Source organism: Kitasatospora sp. NPDC059408 (assembly GCF_042751525.1).
Classification (GTDB): Bacteria; Actinomycetota; Actinomycetes; order Streptomycetales; family Streptomycetaceae; genus Kitasatospora.
Window position 1 is genome coordinate 1 of record NZ_JBHYWI010000057.1, and the last position, 17,637, is coordinate 17,637.

General features: G+C 70.4%; 12 protein-coding genes and 1 pseudogene. 6 read left to right on the forward strand and 7 right to left on the reverse strand.

All coding sequences use genetic code 11. The features are described 5' to 3' along the window. Window positions 1–117: 117 nt before the first annotated feature. Window positions 118–2,358, reverse strand: coding sequence for an RICIN domain-containing protein (locus ACFXDE_RS30555; protein WP_380497904.1), 2,241 nt, complete (start codon window positions 2,356–2,358; stop codon window positions 118–120). 203 nt (window positions 2,359–2,561) lie between these two features. Further along, window positions 2,562–3,002 (reverse strand): hypothetical protein, encoded by a 441-nt coding sequence (locus ACFXDE_RS30560; RefSeq protein WP_380497905.1) that lies wholly within the window; start codon window positions 3,000–3,002, stop codon window positions 2,562–2,564. A 553-nt stretch (window positions 3,003–3,555) separates the two neighbouring features. On the opposite strand from ACFXDE_RS30560, the gene ACFXDE_RS30565 reads away from it, so the two are divergent. Beyond that, on the forward strand, window positions 3,556–6,075 hold the full coding sequence (locus ACFXDE_RS30565) for a cytochrome P450 (protein ID WP_380497906.1): 2,520 nt from the start codon (window positions 3,556–3,558) through the stop codon (window positions 6,073–6,075). A gap of 17 nt (window positions 6,076–6,092) precedes the next feature. Here ACFXDE_RS30565 and ACFXDE_RS30570 read toward each other — a convergent pair whose 3' ends face one another. The 3 genes from ACFXDE_RS30570 to ACFXDE_RS30580 form a co-directional block, all read right to left on the reverse strand. Next, window positions 6,093–6,236, reverse strand: coding sequence for a DUF6126 family protein (locus ACFXDE_RS30570; protein ID WP_380440317.1), 144 nt, complete (start codon window positions 6,234–6,236; stop codon window positions 6,093–6,095). Between the two features lie 220 nt (window positions 6,237–6,456). Beyond that, the gene (locus ACFXDE_RS30575; protein ID WP_359958530.1) at window positions 6,457–6,804 is read right to left on the reverse strand and encodes a metalloregulator ArsR/SmtB family transcription factor; all 348 of its coding nucleotides are present in this window, start codon (window positions 6,802–6,804) and stop codon (window positions 6,457–6,459) included. 308 nt (window positions 6,805–7,112) lie between these two features. After that, window positions 7,113–8,252: a Gfo/Idh/MocA family protein gene (locus tag ACFXDE_RS30580; protein ID WP_380497907.1), complete on the reverse strand. Its 1,140-nt coding sequence runs from the start codon at window positions 8,250–8,252 to the stop codon at window positions 7,113–7,115. 103 nt (window positions 8,253–8,355) lie between these two features. Between ACFXDE_RS30580 and ACFXDE_RS30585 the strand changes: the two genes are divergently transcribed. Continuing rightward, window positions 8,356–9,033: a TetR/AcrR family transcriptional regulator gene (locus ACFXDE_RS30585; RefSeq protein WP_380497908.1), complete on the forward strand. Its 678-nt coding sequence runs from the start codon at window positions 8,356–8,358 to the stop codon at window positions 9,031–9,033. Window positions 9,034–9,042: 9 nt separating this feature from the next. On the opposite strand, the gene ACFXDE_RS30590 is transcribed toward ACFXDE_RS30585, so the two are convergent. Then, window positions 9,043–10,194 (reverse strand): glycoside hydrolase family 3 N-terminal domain-containing protein, encoded by a 1,152-nt coding sequence (locus tag ACFXDE_RS30590; RefSeq protein ID WP_380497909.1) that lies wholly within the window; start codon window positions 10,192–10,194, stop codon window positions 9,043–9,045. A gap of 395 nt (window positions 10,195–10,589) precedes the next feature. Between ACFXDE_RS30590 and ACFXDE_RS30595 the strand changes: the two genes are divergently transcribed. The 3 genes from ACFXDE_RS30595 to ACFXDE_RS30605 all read left to right on the forward strand — a co-directional run bounded on the left by ACFXDE_RS30595 (window position 10,590) and on the right by ACFXDE_RS30605 (window position 13,394). Beyond that, window positions 10,590–11,390: an HNH endonuclease gene (locus ACFXDE_RS30595; protein WP_380497910.1), complete on the forward strand. Its 801-nt coding sequence runs from the start codon at window positions 10,590–10,592 to the stop codon at window positions 11,388–11,390. Then, complete coding sequence (locus tag ACFXDE_RS30600) at window positions 11,387–12,688, forward strand: GNAT family N-acetyltransferase (RefSeq protein WP_380497911.1); 1,302 nt, start codon at window positions 11,387–11,389, stop codon at window positions 12,686–12,688. Before ACFXDE_RS30595 ends, ACFXDE_RS30600 begins: the two co-directional genes overlap by 4 nt. 211 nt (window positions 12,689–12,899) lie before the next feature. Continuing rightward, window positions 12,900–13,394, forward strand: a complete 495-nt coding sequence (locus ACFXDE_RS30605) for a hypothetical protein (protein WP_380497912.1) — start codon at window positions 12,900–12,902, stop codon at window positions 13,392–13,394. Here ACFXDE_RS30605 and ACFXDE_RS30610 read toward each other — a convergent pair. Beyond that, window positions 13,360–14,136, reverse strand: a pseudogene (locus ACFXDE_RS30610) (IS5 family transposase); the annotation flags it as partial. The gene ACFXDE_RS30605 and the pseudogene ACFXDE_RS30610 sit on opposite strands and share 35 nt — an antisense overlap. 483 nt (window positions 14,137–14,619) lie before the next feature. On the opposite strand from ACFXDE_RS30610, the gene ACFXDE_RS30615 reads away from it, so the two are divergent. Continuing rightward, entirely contained in the window at window positions 14,620–17,367 is a 2,748-nt protein-coding gene (locus ACFXDE_RS30615) for an ATP-dependent RecD-like DNA helicase (RefSeq protein ID WP_380497913.1), read from the forward strand. Window positions 17,368–17,637 lie beyond the last annotated feature (270 nt).

The window sequence follows — 17,637 nt, forward strand, 5'->3', positions numbered from 1 at the left end:
GGGCGCCGTGGGGGGGGGTTCCGGGGGGGGGGGGTGGGGTGGGGGGGCAACGGGGTGGGGGGGCGCCCCCCACCCCGGGTGGGGGGGTCCCGCCCCCACCCGGGGTCCTCAGGGGACTCAGGCGGTCTTCTGCAGCGACCAGTTCTGGTACGGCTGGCCGTTCGGCTGCTGGAGCTCCAGCAGCCAACCACCGTAGTACCAGCGGTCGCTGACCCCGAGCACCAGCGAACTGCCGGCCGCGGTCAGGCTGAACCCGCCGCCGGCGGAGGTGATCTGCCACTTCTGGGTGGCGGCGTCGGAGCACGGCTGCTGCGCGACGTACTGGCCGGCGACCGGATCGCCGCCCAGCTGCAGGCACTTGTCGGAGCGGACCGACTTGATCCGCACCGCGCCGTCGCCGGCGTCCTCGAACGCCCACTTCTGGTTGGCGTAGCCGGTGCGCTGGTAGGCGATGGCGACGGTGCCGTCGTTCATCGAGCTGCCCCACAGGTCGGCGGCCTGGCCGGTGAGGCCGTTGACCATCGTGTAGTGGGCGCCGGGCTGCGGGCGCCCGGCGTCGGCGGCGGTGCGGAAGGTGACGGTGCGGCCCGGCTTGCCGACGGACCCGGCGGCGTCGCGGACGGCGACCGCGACGCTGTACGAGGTGCCGGGGGCGAGGCGGACGAGGCCGACGACGGTGGCGCGGACGGTGCCGATGGTCTGGCCGCCGAGCAGGACGTCGTAGCCGGCCGCGTTCGGGACGCCCGGCCAGCTCAGCATGACCGAGTTCTGGGTGACCTGACTGACCGTCACATCAGGCGAGCCGGTGCCGGCGGTGGGGGTGCCGGTCGGGGTCGGGGTCGGGGTCGCGGTCGGGGTCGCGGTCGGGCTGCCGGTGGCGGTCGGGGACGGCGAGCCGGTCGTGCCGCCGCCGGGCGTCGGGGACGGCGACGCGGTGCGGGTGGGCGACGCGGTCGGGGACGGCGTGGGGGTGGCGGTCGGCGACGGGTTGGGGTTGGGGCCGGTGCCACCGCCGTTGCCGGTGATCAGGAAGCGGTTGTTGGCGACGTTCCAGTGCGAGGAGAGGTAGCTGCCCGGCTTCGGGTCGGTGCTGTAGTAGTCGTCGTGCGTGCAGTCGAGCCGGTCGTAGTGCGCGCGGTCCGGGCAGACCACCTTCATCTGCGGGTAGTACGGGTAGTCCGAGTAGCACATCAGGTCGTAGTCGTAGACGCAGTGGCCGCCCTTGCTGGTGCTCGGCGCGCTGTTGTTCACCGCGCCCAGGTTGTGGCCCAGTTCGTGCGCCGCGGTGTGCCCGCCCCAGCAGCCCGAGTCCGTCCGGCCGTACGAGGGGCCGAAGTTGCTGAGGTTGTCCTGGCCGGGGCGCTCGTCGCCGGCGAAGGTGCCGATGCCGCAGTACACCTTGGCATCGGTGAACATCATGTACTTGCGGTCCTTGCGGTTGAACCCCTGCGCGGCGACGGCGTCGTTGCTCGCGTTGAAGTCCTGGAGCGCCGCGTCGGAGATCTGCACGTTCAGCACGGACGCGGAGCAGTCGGAGTCGGTGACGAAGCGGACGTGCCGCGCGCCGCCGGTCTCCTGGGCGCTCGCGTTGTAGATGACGTCGACGTCGGCGGCCCACTTCTTGAAGGAGGCCAGGTACTGGGCGTAGCGGTCGTTGCCGGGGGCGTGGAGGTACACCACCTGGATGCGGTTGCCGCTGCTGCCGTCACCCTCGCAGACCACGGACGAACCGCCGGACGCGGCGGGGGTGCTCTGCTGCGGGGCACCGGCAGGGTCGCCCAGCAGCGCCTTCCGGCCGGCGTCGAGAACCGGCGCGGCGCCCTTCAACAGGTCGGCGGCGGACGGGGGCTGGGCGTTGGCGGCCGGCGTGAGCACCGGCGCCTGGGCGGCCGCGGCGGCCACCGGCGCGACGTCCTTGTGGATGTCGACGTCCTTCGGCGGGGCGTCCGGCCCGTGGCTGCACAACTGACCGTTGGAGACCTGCAGCGAGCCGGCGCAGCGGTCGCCGTTGGGCAGACTCAGACCGGCGTAGACCAGGCCGCGGTCGGGCTGGTCCTTGGGTATCTCCTTGAGCGGGGCGGCCTTCTGGTCGCGCTTGGGCGCGGGGGCCTGGGTCGCGCCCTCGGCGGTCCCGGTCTCGCCGCTGCCGTCGTCGGACACCACACCCGCCTGGTTGCCCAGGACCGGACCGTCCGCCGAGACACTGGCGTTGGTGCGGCTGCCCGCCGGTTCGAGCGCCGTCGAGATGCCGAGCGCACCCGCGACCAGGCCGGCGGCGACCGCCGCGGCGATCAGCGTCGTCCTGCGGGTGAACCGCCTGCGCCTGCGTCGACGGAGCTCCGTGCTGCGGTGTCCCATCGCGTTCCTTTCCTCGTGCGACGGCCCGCGCCCCTGTGGTGACGGGCGCCGGGCCTTCCGACACGTGGGAGACCGGATGGGACGGGTGGGAATAACAGAAACTTCTTTCGAAAATCTTCGGGGCACGTGAACGGGCCCTGGGCGCAGGGGGCATCAGCCCACGTCAGGCGACTCCGGACGGCTCCGGACGGCTCCAGGCGGCTTCAGGCGGCGTGTGCGGGCCGCCGCACGGCCGGGCCCGGGTCCTGCCGGGCCGCGCTCCGGCCGCGGCGCAGCCGGGCGAGGGCGACGGCCAGCGCCGCCGGGTCCCCGCCGAGCCAGAGCCGCAGGGCCGCGGACAGCGCGGCGCTGGCCGGGCCCGCCGCCGGACCGCCCGTCCGGGAGATCCGCTCGCCCAGCAGCGGCAGCAGGTCGCCGACCGGCGCGGGCAGCCACAGCGTCACGGCGCAGGGCGCGGGCCGGGCGAGCACGCGCCGCAGCCGGCGGGCGGCGGCGTCGCCGTCCAGGGCGGGGATGACGTCCAGCAGGCCGTCCACCGCCACGTCGGAGACGTCCCCGCCGCGGTCGCGCGCCAGGGAGCGCAACAGGGCCCGCTCCGCGGCGCTGATCCGGACGGTCACCATGACCTCGTCGTCGCAGTCCATGTGATCCCAGTTCCCGTCTCGTGGCGTCGGACCGGTTCGGTGGCGGAGCGGCGTACGGGGGATTCCTGCCCCCCGGCCGCCCCGCCCTCACCTCCCGGCCCTCGGCTTCGTGTCCGCACGGTGCGGATCACACCGAGCCGTCCCGGCGACCGGCGTCGGGTAGGGCGTGAGCGCGGGCCGGTGGCGCAGACGGGTCATCAGGGAACCTCCTTGTCCGCCACCATGCTGGACCCGCCCGCGGCCGACCGGCGAGGGCCGAAAGACCCTGCCGGCGGGGCACGCACGGGCGCACCGGTGCACCGCCATCACCGCAGGTCGCGGCGGGCGTGCGGGCCGGCCCGGGGGCGCGCGGGCGGGTGTCGCCGATGGACCGTTGGGGTGATCCACCCGTACGCCGCGCAACGCCCGTCCGAACGGCGCGTTTCCTATGGCGTGCGCCCTCTGGGAAGGACGTACGCGGGGCTCCGCGGTGACCGGTTCCCCGCCTTCCGGCCGGCGCGGCGGCGCATCCCGCGGTACCGCCGCACCGGCCCATCTGGTGAGAGGTAGTGTCATGACCCTGACGACGGAGACACTCACGACGAGCGGCACACCGGCGGCGCGAAGGACGGCGGCGGCCCCCGGGACGCCGAGACCGGCCACTCCACCCAAGGCCACCCCGCCGACAGCCGTCCGGCCGACACCGACCCCGCCGACAGCCACTCCACCGAAGGCCACCCCACCGGAAACACCGAAAGCCGCGAGAGCCCTCTCCCCCGCGGCCGTCCCGCCGCTCGCCCCCGGCGCACTCCCCGGCCTCGGCCACGCCGCCGCCCTGCTGCGCGACCCGCTCGGCTTCCTCGGTTCGCTGGCCCGCCACGGCGGCGTGGTCCGCATCCGGCTCGGCCCGCGCACCGTCTGCGTGGTCACCGACGCGCCGCTCGTCCACGCGCTGCTCACCACCCACGCCCACGGCTGCCCGCGCGGCGCCGTCCAGGACACCCTCAGGACGGCCTTCGGCGACGGCCTGCTGATGTCGGAGGGCCAGGCCCACCGCGACCGCCGCCGGGTGATCCAGCCCGCGTTCGGCCCCGACCGGATGGCCGGGTACATCGCCGTCATGCACCGGGTCACCGAGGAGCGGGCCGCCCGCTGGCGGCCCGGTCAGGTCCTCGACGTGGCCAAGGAGATGAACCACCTCGCGCTGGAGATCGTCACCCGCTCCCTGTTCGACGCCCGGCTCAGCGAGGACGCCACGCTCGCCTTCCACCGCGCGCTGCCGGACCTGGTCAAGGGCCAGATCGTCCAGTCGCTCTACCCCCACCCGGCCATGGCCCGGCTGCCGCTGCCCGTCAACCGGCGCTTCGACGCGGCCGTCCGGGTGCTCAACCGGGTCGTCGACCAGGCCGTCAACGGCCGTGCGGCGAAGGGCGGTCCAACCGACGGCGGTCCGGCCGGCACGCTGCCCGCCGTGCTGCGCGCCGCGACCGACCCGGCCACCGGCCGTCCGCTCACCGAGGCCGACGTGCGCTCCGAGGCGATCACCATGTTCGGCGCCGGGACGGAGACCGTCTCCACCACCCTCACCTGGCTGATCGACGAGCTCCTGCGCCACCCCGAGGTGGAGGCCCGCGTCCTCGCCGAGCTGGACGAGCACCTGCCCGCGGGCACCGTCCCCACGCCCGAAGCCCTCGCCCGCCTCACGTACACGCGCGCCGTCACCCAGGAGGTGGTGCGGCTGCACGCGCCCAACGCGTTCCTGATGCGCACCGCGCAGCTGCCCGTCGAGCTCGGCCCGTACCGGATCCCGGCCGGCACCGAGCTGCTGTACAGCCTCACCGCGCTGCACCGCGACCCGGTCCGCCACCCGGACCCGCTCGCCTTCCGCCCCGAGCGGTGGCAGGACGGCGGCGCCGGGCGGCAGTCCTACCTGCCGTTCGGCGCGGGCAAGCACAAGTGCATCGGCGAGGCCTTCGCGTGGGCCGAACTGACCGTCGCGGCGGCCGCGATCCTGCGCCGCTGGCGGCCGGTGGCCGTCCCCGGGGCGCGGGCCCGCGAGGTGGTCTGGACGACCGTCCAGGCGCACGGGCTGCGGGTCCGGCTGGCCCCGCGCGAGAGCGGCGGGGGGCGGCAGGAGACGGCAGCGGGCCGGTGTCCGGCCGACCCGCCCACCCTCCGGCCCGCCACGCACCCGGTCCGCCGACCCGCCCGCCCGGCCGCCGAACTGGCCTCCGCCACCGCCCGGCACGCCGACTGGGCGGTCGACCGCGGCCTTCTCACCCGCGCCGAGCTCGCCCGCTACCAGGCCTACACCCTGCCGGAGTTGATCGGCCACGCGTACCCGCGCACCCTTGGCGCCGACCTCGACCTCCTGATCGACGTCCTCGGCTGGTTCACCATCCTCGACGACCGCTTCGACGGCTCCCCCGGCCGCCGGCCCGGTGAGGCACGGGCGATCGTCGACCCGCTGATCGCCGTGCTGGACGGCGCGGCACCGGCCGTCGGGGACGACCGGCTCACCGCCGCCTGGCGCGAACTGTGGCATCGGCAGACCGGGCCGGCCTCCCCGGCCTGGCGCGCCCGCGCCGCCCGCGAGTGGCAGGCCTGCCTCGCGACCTTCCCCGCCGAGGCCGAGCACCGCGCCCACGGCACCGTCCCCCGTCTCGGCCTGGCCGAGACGATGCGGCTGCGTCGGCACAGCAGCTGCCTCTACCCGTTCATGAACATACTGGAACGCGTCCACGGCGCCGACGCCCCCGCCGCGCTGCACGCCGAACCCGCCCTGCACCGGCTGCGCGCCCACACCGCCGACGCCGCCACCCTGATCAACGACCTCTACTCGCTGCAGCGGGAGGAGCGCCAGGGCGCCGCCGCCTTCAACACCGTGCTCGCGCTGCAGCGCCTGCGCGGCTGCACCCGGGCGCGGGCCGTCGGCGCGGTCCGCGCCCGGGTCGCGCAGCTGCGCAACGAGAGCGCGCTGCTGCGCCGCGAGCTGCTGCGGCGGCACCCGGAGAGCGACTGGTACCTCGACGGCACCCGGGAGCTCGTCGACGGCGTCCAGGCCTGGACGAGCACCAGCCGCCGCTACCACTAGCGGACGGCCCCGGTCCGCTACTTCCGGCCGCCGAGCGCGAAGAGCAGCAGCACGAAGCCGGCGAACAGGTGCGTGGCGAAGATGTAGATGCCCGCGCGGATGAGCATCGCCTTGCGGCGGCGCTTCTCGTCGCTCGTGCTGTCGGGCGTGCTCTCGCTCATGGCGGCGGGTTCTCCTCGGGTGGAACGATCTGCGGTCCGGACGCGCGGCGGACGGATGGTCCGGCGGCCGGACGAAATGGCGGCCGAACAGAACGGCGGCCGGACGAAATGGCGGCCGGACGGAACGGCGGCCGGACGGAACCGCGGCCGGACGGAACCGCGGCCGGACGGAACGGCGGCCGGACGGAACCGCGGCCGGACGGAATGGTGGCCGGACGCCTCAGCGGCCCGGCAGCGCCGCCCCGGGCGCGCGCAGTTCGGTGAGCAGCGCGCCCTGGTCGGTGATCAGCTCGGTCAGGATCCGCCGCGCGGCCCGCAGCAGGTCGGCGACGTCCGGGGTGCTGAGCGCGTACACCACGGTGTTGCCCTCGCGGGTGGCCGTGACCAGCTGGGTGCGGCGCAGCACCGCGAGCTGCTGGGAGAGGTTGGAGGGTTCGACCTCGATCTCGGCCAGCAGCTCGCGGACCGGCCGGGGGCCGTCCTGGAGGAGCTCCAGGACCCGGATCCGGACCGGGTGGCCGAGGGTGCGGAAGAACTCCGCCTTGGCCTGGTACAGCGGGACGGGCATCGTCCGCTCCCTCCCTCGTGTGCGGCTGGGTCGACGGCCGGGTGCGGGGCGCACGGCCGGCAAGCATCATCCTTGGAGATGAAGAATTCTTCAAGTCGTCACAGCATCGGCGCGGGGTCACGGCGGCATCGGAACGGCCCGAAGGGGCGCGGCCACCCCGAACACGGTTGCGGAGGCCGAGCCCGGACGCTGCCAACTCCCGGGCTCGGCTGTCGAGGTGACGCGCCGTCAGAACACTACAGGCAGATCCTCCGCCACCGGAGGGCAGAACCGGGAAAAGGGACGGACGGCGGCGTCGGCCACCGGCCCTACCGCCGGGCCGGGACCTGCCGCACCCCGCCCGCGTCCGCCGAACGCCCGATCGCGTCGAGCAGGCGGTGCACCCGCACGCCCTCGTCGAAGCCGGGCACGCCGCGTTCCCCCGTCCGGAGGTCACGGGCCAGCCGGGCGTACAGCCGGGCCACGTTGAAGCCCTCGGCGTCCCGGCCGATCCCGGGCATCCGGTACCGGTCCGGGAGCGACACCTCCCGGAACTCGCCGCCGGGGGCGTCCGCCCGCAGCAGGCGCAGCTCGCCGATCTGGATGCCGGCCGGACCGCCCGGCCCGGTCGAGACGACCGCCAGGGCGCCCTCGGTGCCCGTGATCTCCAGGCGCGTCCCGGCTTCCACGCCCTGGGCGTCCTGGACGGTGGCCGACAGGCGGGCGCCGCCGAGGAGGGTCCCGTCGAGGCGGAGCCGGTCGGGACTGGTCGCGACGACCGTGGCGCCGGTCTCGGCGACGGTGTACGCGGACCGCGAGACGGACGTGACCGCCGTCAGCTCCTCGATCCCGCCGAGCACGTGCTGCACGGCGTCGAGCGTGTGCCCGCCCACGACCTCCAGCGTCCCGGCGCCGTTGGCACGGTCGAGCGTGTAGGCCGCCCAGCCTGGGATCAGCCCGCCCGCGCCCTTGCCGCGGGCGGCGTGGACGGTCACCGAGGTGATGCGCCCGAGGCTGCCACCGGCCACCAGCTCGCGGGCGTGGGCGAGCGCCGGGGCGTACCGCGCCTGGAGCCCGATCACGTGGTGCACGCCGGCACCGCGGGCCGCCGCCGCGAGCGCCTCCGCCTCGGCGGTGGTCCGGGACAGCGGCCACTCGCAGTACACGTGCTTGCCGGCCGCCAGCGCGGCCCCGACCAGCTCGGTGTGCGCGGGCACCTTCACGGTGACGACGACCAGGTCCACGTCGGGGTGCCCGGCCAGCCGCGCGGCGTCCGTGAAGGCGTGCGCCGCACCGAAGGCGCGGGCCGCCGCCCGGGCGCTCTCCGGGCGGCTGGTGCCGACGGCGGTGATCTCGTACTGCGGCAGCGCCCGCAGCGCGGGCAGGTGCGCCCGGACGGCCCACCCCCGGTCGGGGTTCGCCCCGATGATGCCGACCCGGATCTTCCGCGGTTCCACGACGGATGTCACGACAAGCCCCCCAACCATAAACGGACAGACCTTGTCCGTTTGATCTGCCGGGGACTCTAGCCAAGCGGACAGGATTGGTCCAGTTAGCGGCTAGGATCGGCCCGTGAACATACCGCCGGACACCGCACCGAGCACAGCGCCGACCATCGCGCCGAACGCGCCGTCGCCGGCATCGCGCGGCAGCACCGTGGACCGCCTGCTCGCCGACGCGTCGGGCCGGCTCCCGCGCGCCGACGCCCGGCGCAACGTCGAGCGCCTCGTGGCGGCCGCCAGGACCGCCGTGGCCGAGGTCGGCGTCGGCGTCTCCGCCCACGAGATCGCCCGCCGGGCGGGCGTCGGCGTCGGCACCTTCTACCGGCGCATCCCCTCGCTGGAGGTGCTGCTCGAAGCGCTGCTCGACGAACTCCTCGGCGAGATCGCGGACCGCGCCGACGACGCCCTCGCCGACCCCGACCCCTGGCACGGGTTCTGCGGCTTCGCCGCGGCCTACGTGGGACTGCGCGCCGAGAGCTGCGGCATCGGCGAGGCACTCGGCGGGGCCTGCGGGGACTCGCTCGCCCGGCAGCTGGCGGACCTGCGGGCCCGGATCCGGCAGCTCGTCGAACGCGCCCAGGAGGCGGGCGCGATGCGCGCGGACGTCGCATGGGAGGACGTCCCGTTCCTGCTCGCCGCCGCCGCGACCGGCGAACGCACTCTGGGCCTACGGGCCGACGAGCAGCAGTGGGAGCGCAACCTCCGCATCATCCTCGACGGACTGCGCACCGCACCGCCCGCGCTCTGAGGCCCGCCGTCAGTCGAGTGCGGCGTGCAGGCCCGTGATGCGGGCGAGGGAGGCGTCGAAGGCCGCCCGGTCCAGGCGGCCCGAGTCCAGGGCGGCGGCGACGGCGGCGGCCGCGTCCTCACCCTGCTGCGGGTCGCGGGCCGAGCACAGCAGGAGGTCCATGCCGGCGTCGGCGGCCGCGACGGCACGGGCACCGGTGTCGCCGTACGGGGTGAGGGCACCGGCTTCGAGGGCGTCCGTCACCGTGACGCCGCCGAAACCCAGGCGCTCCCGGAGCTCGCCCCGCACGATCGCGGGCGACAGGCCCGCCGGGCGCTCGGCGTCGAGCGCCGGGTAGACCGCCCAGGAGGCCATGACCAGCCGGACGCCCGCCGCGATCGCCGCCCGGTACGGCTCCTCGCCGCGGGCCCGCAGCTCGGCGAGCGGCACGGGCAGGGTGACCGGGCGCTCGTCGGTGTTCGCGTCCCGCGCGGCCGAGCCGAGACCGGGGAAGTGCTTCGCGGTGGCGGCGACCCCGAGGCCCTGCTGCGCGGCGGCGAACGCGCTGCCCAGCCGGCCCACCGCGGCCGGGTCCCGGCCGTACGAACGCTCGTGGCGGTCGATGAAGTTGCCCGGGGTGTCGTAGACGTCGAGCACGGGGGCGAGGTTGACGTTCAGGCCGGACTCCGCGAGGTTCTCCCCCGCGCCGGCGCCCGAGCGGGCCGCCTCGGCGAGCGGGTCGGGCGACAACCCGGTGGCGCGGGCCGAGAGTTCGGGCGCACCGGGCAGGCGGCGGACCTTGCCGCCCTCCTGGTCGGTCATCAGCAGCAGTGGCTCCGGCACCGGCGACTCCGCCGCGGCCTGCCGCAACTGGCCGACCGCTTCGGCCAGTTGCTCGGGACTGGTGACGTTCTCGCCGAACAGGATGACCCCGGCCGCCCGGCCCTCGCGGATCGCCTGGAGCACCACGGGCGACGGGGTCGGCCCCGGGTACGAGTAGACGATCCGGCGGCCGGCGAGCAGCCGGGAGTCGAGCGTGGACGGCATGGCGGCGCTCCTCTCCACCGGGCCCGACGCGCGGGCCGGCACCGGCACCGAGCCGGCCGGGACGACCGGCCCGAGCGCGGCGGCCAGGGCCGAGAGCACCGCCACGAGCTGGGCGGAACGCCGGAGCGGGGACATCGGGGCCTCCCGGAACGGGACGGACGGAACGGGAACGGGACGGACTCCACACGCGGGAAGCGCGTACGGTCCGTCAGCGTACCGAACGAACCGGCCACATGACGGTGCGTGCCGCCGCCGTCGCCGTCATGCTTCGGCCACGACGGCCACACGCTTGGAAAGCGTGTTGGGGGCAACCCCTCACGCGTTCGAATCGCGTATTCTCCGCCTTCGCCCGCCAGGGCAGACGAAGGCCCCGACCGGGTTCCCGGTCGGGGCCTTCGTCGTGCCGTGGTTGCAGTTGCCGAGATCCAGTGGGAACAGCTGGCTGCACGACCGCATCCGGCCTGCAGGCCCCCGGCCGAACCGTCACATTCGCACCCGCTGGGCGCCACTCCTCTGGCAAGGTGCTGTCCATGGCCGTGTCCGAGAAGACCCGGAAGATCATCTGGGGCGAAGCAGGCGGCAGGTGCGCGATCTGCCGGGTGCAGGTGGTGACAGCCGGGACTGACTACGACGACCCCTCGGTCTTCGGTGAGGAGGCCCACATAGTCGCCCGCTCGAAGGGCGGGCCAAGAGCCGGCTTGCTGGACGACGCATCCATCGACAGCCATACGAACCTGGTCCTGCTTTGCAGCAGGCATCACAAGCAAATCGATGACCAACCAGGCCACTTCACGGTGGATCGACTGCGCGAGATCAAGGCCCAGCACGCCGCATGGACGCGCTCGCTCAGCGAGGCAACGCCAGGCCGGCCGAAGTTGGTGCCCAACCCGGGGTTCCCACAGCCTCGGGTCCTGACGCTGATCACCCGCGGCAACCCGCTGTGGAACATGATCAAGTCCAGCGTCACCTTCGAGTACGCGCTGCCAGACGGTCTTCCCGCGGAGAATGAAGACCTCATTATGGAGTTCCTGAACGTGGTCCAGGACTACTGCGACATCGCAGCCGAGCTGCATAGTGTGCGCGAGAACCGCGACGCCGAGAAGGGGTTGCAGAGCTACCTGAGCAGGCTCGCCGAGCGCAACTTCCTGGTGGGCGCCTTCGTACGCCAGATGCTCTTGACCGATGGCTCCGGCCAGGAGGGCACTCCCTGGCCCATGCTCCGAGTCAAGGTCCAGCCAGCTTCGCACGCCACGATCACGGACGAGGGCGGTAGGCCCTTTCCCAACGAGCAGCCGAGCACGGGAGCGTCTGACAAGGAGCAGAGCGCATGACTGAGCGAACGATCTACCTCGACCCCGATCGACGCGACCCCAGTTCTCGAAAGATCAGTGTCCGGGCCCACCGTTGGTACGCCACGGTCGAGCTCGACCGAGATGGGTACGCCGATGCCTTGACCTGGCGGGGAGACTCCCCAGATCTGCCTGCCGCCTACACGGAGGCCATCGCCAGGACGCAGAACACGTCTGTCGATCGGCTCCGGTACGACGGGTACCTGGGCATGCTCTCGTGGGGCGATGGACCACGCTGGGTCAGTCTGACTGTTCCCTTCGCCCAGGTCGAAGCGGCAGTCGAAGCGCTGTGCAGTGCTGAGCTCAACCACGACTACAGCGGACTTCACGCCCTCGCCGACCGGCTAGCGCTCCCCATCGAAGACTGGCTCGCCCCCGGCGAGCGGGAGCTGGTGCGCGGCGTCGACTTTTCCGCACCACCTGGCGTGTTTCTGCGGTTCCTGCGCGGCAAAGCCAAGCGGCACGGAGTGCGCCTCAACGGCCGCGCCACCCTGGGCAGTGTGTGGGTTCGCCCGACGCTGCCGTTCGCCGAGAAGCAAAAGCGGGAGCTGCTTCCCGAGCAGCACCTCGGCTGGGTGGACCGATGGACCGGATACATTGAGCCTGAGGACGCGCCTGAGAGGCCATGGGTTGGTGGCAGAGGACAGAACCTCAGCCACCCGGCGACCCCTGTCCAGTTCCGGCATGTACAGGCACCGAGTGGCAGCAAATGCCCCTGCGGAATGACCCCACGAGCTCCCGAGGACGGCGGGGATGAACACGCCACCCACCATGCGATGTGGGCGATCGGCGTTCGGGCACCCAAGAACTTGGACTGGTGGGGCGACCTGGCCGTGGTGACGACCGAGTCGCCGATCGCTTGGCGGAAGCTGACCTACCAGGTGGGGCGGATGCCTCAGCGAGAGAACGGCTATGACGTCAACTCGTGGTCGCACCTTCGTGAGCCTGAGCAGACCCCAGAGAACGTGCGCGCATACCTGCTGCAGGCCAACGGATACGTCATCGGCTACCTGGCAACCCACGACGTCAGCGAGCACCGCCGCTGGGACCTGCTCGACGAGTCGGAGTACGGCGATCAGGACGACAGCCTACGTCCGTGCATCGACCTGATCTGGGTCGCAGACTCCTACCGGCGAAAGGGCGTTGGCGCAACGCTCGTACAGGCCCTCGCGGACGACTCCGGGTGCGAGGGCGCCGATGTGTCCTGGTCGACCCCAGTCAGCGACGCTGGCCGGCGCCTCGCACGTCGGATCTCGCCCGAGGGCATCTGGGTCAGCTGACCTGGCAAGCGACATCCCGGTGACAGGTCTCGGCGGGAGCGGCAACTCCGCGCCAGCGACCGCGCCGCACGATCTGCGATAGCGCCAGACGGACCTTAGAAGCCGTTGTCTTTCCGAGAATGACGAACGCGTTTTGGCTGGTCAGGCATAGGGCGAGTGTTCCGGCGGCAGAGACGAGGTGTTGTGTCGTCTCTTGGGTGGAGGTGTCGGGATGCCGTCGGTGATGGGGCTGCTGGAGGAGCGTGAACGCGCTGCTCGGCAGCGGGTGGAGGCTCTTCAAGTCGAGCTGCGGGAAGCGGAAGCCGTGTGGGAGCGATTCGTGATCGCCCGTGAGACGGTGGCTGAGGTGCTGGCCCCTGCTCGCGGCGGCGAAGAAGGGCCGCAGGTCGTGGCGGCCGATGAGCGGCCGGAGCGGGCCGCCGCCGCGGGGCCCGGTTCCGTGGTGCCGCAGTGGTGCGATGGACTCGCCCCGGCGGTGCTGGCGCCGGACTACCAGCGGCTCATCGACGCCTTGGCCGGTCGGGGCGCTTCGCGCGGGAAGGCGATGGACTGTCGGCAACTCGCGACGGCACTCGGGCTGGAGCCGGTCCCGGCGAAGGTGGAAGGAGTGCGGTCGAAGGCCAAGCGGCTGGCCGCGCGGGGCTGGCTCGTCGAGGAACGGCCGGGGATGTTCAGCGTGGTCGCCGGGCGAGCCGGCGGCTCATGACCATGCTCATCGACCACCGGATCATCTCCTCGGAGGTGTCGGTGCGGCCCTCGTAGTCGCGGGCGAGGCGGCGTGAGCGCATCAGCCACGCGAACGTCCGCTCCACCAGCCACCTTTTGGGCAGTACGACGAATCCCGTGGTGTCGTCGGCGCGTCTGACGACCGTCAGCGCGATCCGCAGCACCTCACGGACGATGTCGACCAGGCGTCAGGCATAGCCGCCGTCGGCCCACACCAGCGTGATGCGCCAGTACCGCTCCCGCAGCAGGGCCAGCAGCGTGCGACCAGCCTCGCGGTCGGTGACGCAGGCGGCAGTGACCATCACGGCCGGCAGCAGCCCGAGGGTGTCCACCACGATATGCCTCTTGCGGCCGTTCACCTTCTTTCCTCCGTCGAATCCCCGGCTCGCGCTCGGAACCGAGGAGGCGGCCTTCACCGACTGCGCGTCGATGATTCCCGCGGTCGGCTCCGGATCCCGGCCCGCCGCCTCGCGAACCCGGTCCCGCAGCCGGTCGTGGAACTCGGCGACCAGGCCGCAGTCCCGCCAGCGCCGGAAGAAGGCATAGACGCGGTCCCACGCGGGGAAGTCCTCCGGCATCGCCCGCCAGGTGATGCCGCCCGCGACCAAGTAGCGCACTGCGTCGAGCATCTGACGGTGGCAGTGGCCCTCCGGCTGCCCGCCCCGGCCTTCCATCCAGGCCGGGACGGGCATCGCGTCACGCACGACCGCCCACTCCGCGTCGCTCGTGTCTGACGGTTACCTCGGACGCCTGTACGGCCGGTCGCCGGCGTTCCCGAACTGGTGAGCGAGACAGTCACACGTACGGGCCGCGGAGTTGGAGCCGGCCGGCGTGAGGGCATACAACAGCGACAACAGGGCCTCCTGGCGTGCTCAAGGTCTCGACAACCCCGAGCTGCACCAGAGGCCCTGTCTTCATGCCCCGCGGGCGGCAAGATCGCCCGACCGAGTTCCTTCGGTCGAACCCGTGCCTACCAAGATCGGTACAACAACGGCTTCTTAAAAAAGGCCCGCTTGTGGGCTCTTGAGTGGTTCCATTGTTGCCTGATGATGTGGACCGGGGCCGGGTCCGCTGTTCAGCGGCAGCCAGACCGCCTTCGTGCATGCTGCCCGGTCCGCCTCGGCAACGCTCGGGGCGGGAGCAGCCAGGACGTCTCACCCCGATCACAGGTGAGGCGCGAGCCTTCGGGGAGTGGAGCGGGAACGATGGCGTCAGTAGAACAGCAAGTGAAGAGCGCCGACAGCGTGATCTGCCAAAACCTAGCCAACCTAGCAGGCGACCGGGGCTTCCTCTCGCAGAACGTGCTGGGGCAGCTCCGGAATCTCGTCGAGGGGCTTGCTGTCTGGGCGCACCTCGGCGATCGCTCGACTGAGTTTCACTACAACCAGGTCGGGCCGGCCTTGGATGCTGTCAGAGCGCTCGCCAAGTTCAGGCTCCTGAGCAGATTCCATGGATTGCTCCAGGCCAGCGTCTCGCACTACACGCTGGATCGCGATCCGTCTGAGCGGTTGATGCTGAAGTACTACGAGTACCTGCTCCGCACACGCGACCTGGCACAGGATCTCCTCGGAATAAAAATCCTGCACAACATCGAACAGTTTCCAATCGATCTCGACCCCTCATTGCATGAGTACTACGAGAGGATTGCCGCCCGCATCCAGCAGCAAAAGACGGTAACGTCCTCAAGCGCACGTCGCGAGCGGTACTACATTCACAGTTCTCGCCCCTTCTTCATCTCCGGCCGCATCTACTACGAAGTGACGTTTTATCTCGCCCACAATCGGACGAGTAAGTTCGATCGCATCATTGGGTTCACCGACATCGACGTCACCAACAAATATGCGGCTAGTCTGGAGCTGGCCAGCGACACGATCGAGGTCCTCGGACAGACGATGCCGATCACGCTGATCCGCTCGTGGGAGGTGTCAATCCGGCCGTGCGAGTTCGACAATTTCGCTCGCCTCTTCGACGCCTCTCACGGCAAGGTCAGAGCGTCGAATTCCGAGTACCGAAACCTGATGCGGTACCTCACGACAACACGATCAAGTCTGCTTGATCTCATGGATATGACCGACGCAGCATACGGCTCGTTCCGCTCCTGGGTGCTAACCGGAGCCCAACGAGATGCGGCTATCTTCCCCATTCTTGACCGTGCACGATCAATCGTTCGCAACGACCAGCCAGGTTCTCGTCTGTTGCGGTACCTAATGCTGCGGATGAAAAATCGTGTCATCAAGGCACAGTTCGATGCTGACCAGTGTTCTGCACTCTCCGGGCTGCGCGTTTCCTGGAGTTGCAGGCCCTTCGACACGATGCCGTTCTGCACATCACCGCGCGGACACAACCCGCGCTTTGGGGACCTTGCCGAGAGTCTGGACGCGAGGACCCGACCTCACGAGCTGCTGGCCAGACGAGTCCGGAGCAATGTCGAGCAGCGCGGCGTGATCTATACGCCGGCAGCCGAGCTGGAGGACCTCGGCGACGTCGACGATCTGATCGCGCGCCACAATCGGATGCTGCCACCCACTGAACGGCACAAGCCGCGGAAGCTGGCTCATGAAAATGGGCACGTTTTTATCGTCGGATACGAGGACGACACGGTCTCGATCATCAACGAACTCCGAAAAATCTCTGCCAGTGGCGTCTCTCAACACAGCAGCGATGTACAGGCATGGATTGATGCGAACCCAGGTGCCATCGATGATCCCTTGAAGGCCAAGGCATTGACGGAATTGTTTGAGCACTCGAAGATCGCCCTCGTCTACGGCGCAGCCGGCACTGGAAAGTCCACGATGGTGAATCACATTGCAAACTACTTCAGTGGCGCCCGGAAGCTATTCTTGGCACACACTAATCCGGCCGTCGACAATCTGAAGAGGCGAGTACAAGCGCCGAACGTCGAGTTCAGAACGATCAGCAAGCACGTGCGCAAAGGTACGTCGCTCGGCGCAAAGTACGACGTATTGGTGATCGATGAATGCAGCACAGTAAGCAACGCAAGCCTGCTCGATGTACTTGAGAAGACATCCTTCGATCTGCTCGTACTCGTTGGCGATGTCTACCAGATCGAGTCGATCGAGTTTGGCAACTGGTTCAGCATCATCCGGTCGTACATCCCGAGCGAGTCCGTCTTCGAACTTACAGAGCCCTTCAGGACGACCGATCAGAGCCTTCTCACACTATGGGACAGGGTGCGGAACCTGGACGACCGCATCGAAGAGTCACTCTCCAAGAATGGCTACTCGACGGCTCTGGGAGACTCGCTGTTTCAGCATCGAAGCGACGATGAGATCGTACTCTGCCTGAACTATGACGGCCTTTACGGCATCAACAACGTCAACCGGTTCCTACAGGCGAGCAACCCGAATCCAGCCGTGGCGTGGAGCGAGTCTACGTACAAGGTCGGCGATCCCGTACTCTTCAACGAGTCCGATCGGTTCAGCCCGGTCATCTTCAATAACTTGAAGGGCAGGATCGTCAAGATCATTCGCACGCCCGGCCGTATCACTTTCGATGTGAATCTCGAACGGGATTTCACTGAAGCCGATGCAATTTTCTCAGGTTTGCGCTGGGCAGGAGACTCGACGGTCCAGTTCGATGTCTTCGAACGTGGCGACAGTGACGATGACGATGACTCGGTCACTACCATGGTGCCATTTCAGATCGCTTACGCCGTATCGATCCACAAAGCACAGGGCGTTGAGTACAAGTCAGTCAAGGTTGTTATCACGAACGCCAACGAGGAAAGCATCTCCCATAGCATCTTCTATACCGCGATCACCCGCGCTCGGGAACGCCTTGAAGTGTTCTGGACTCCAGAGACACAGCATCGAATCCTGAGTCGTCTCGCAGTACGCGAGAACACGAAAGACGAGCATCTGATGAAGATCCGCCGAGGTTTGACCCCTGTTGAGAAACGACCGAAGCGAGGTAAGACGCGCCAGCTACCATAGCCACGGGGTTGGAAGCAGAGGCCAACAGTCGATTGCTGGCCTCACCTTCGATGCGCTCGGTCGGATCGCAGCGATCAAGGTCACGATAGGCGGGCACTGAACCGCACTGAGCGAAGCCGTCGCCCACGACCAGCGGCGATCGACGCCGGCTTGGTTGCAGTTCTGGTTGCATTCACCCTCGTCCATCGCCGTTCGGAAGTCAGCCGACAGGCTGCTCCGCCCCAAGTCAGGACCTCTCCGACCGTCCTCGGACAGCCGGACGAACAGTTG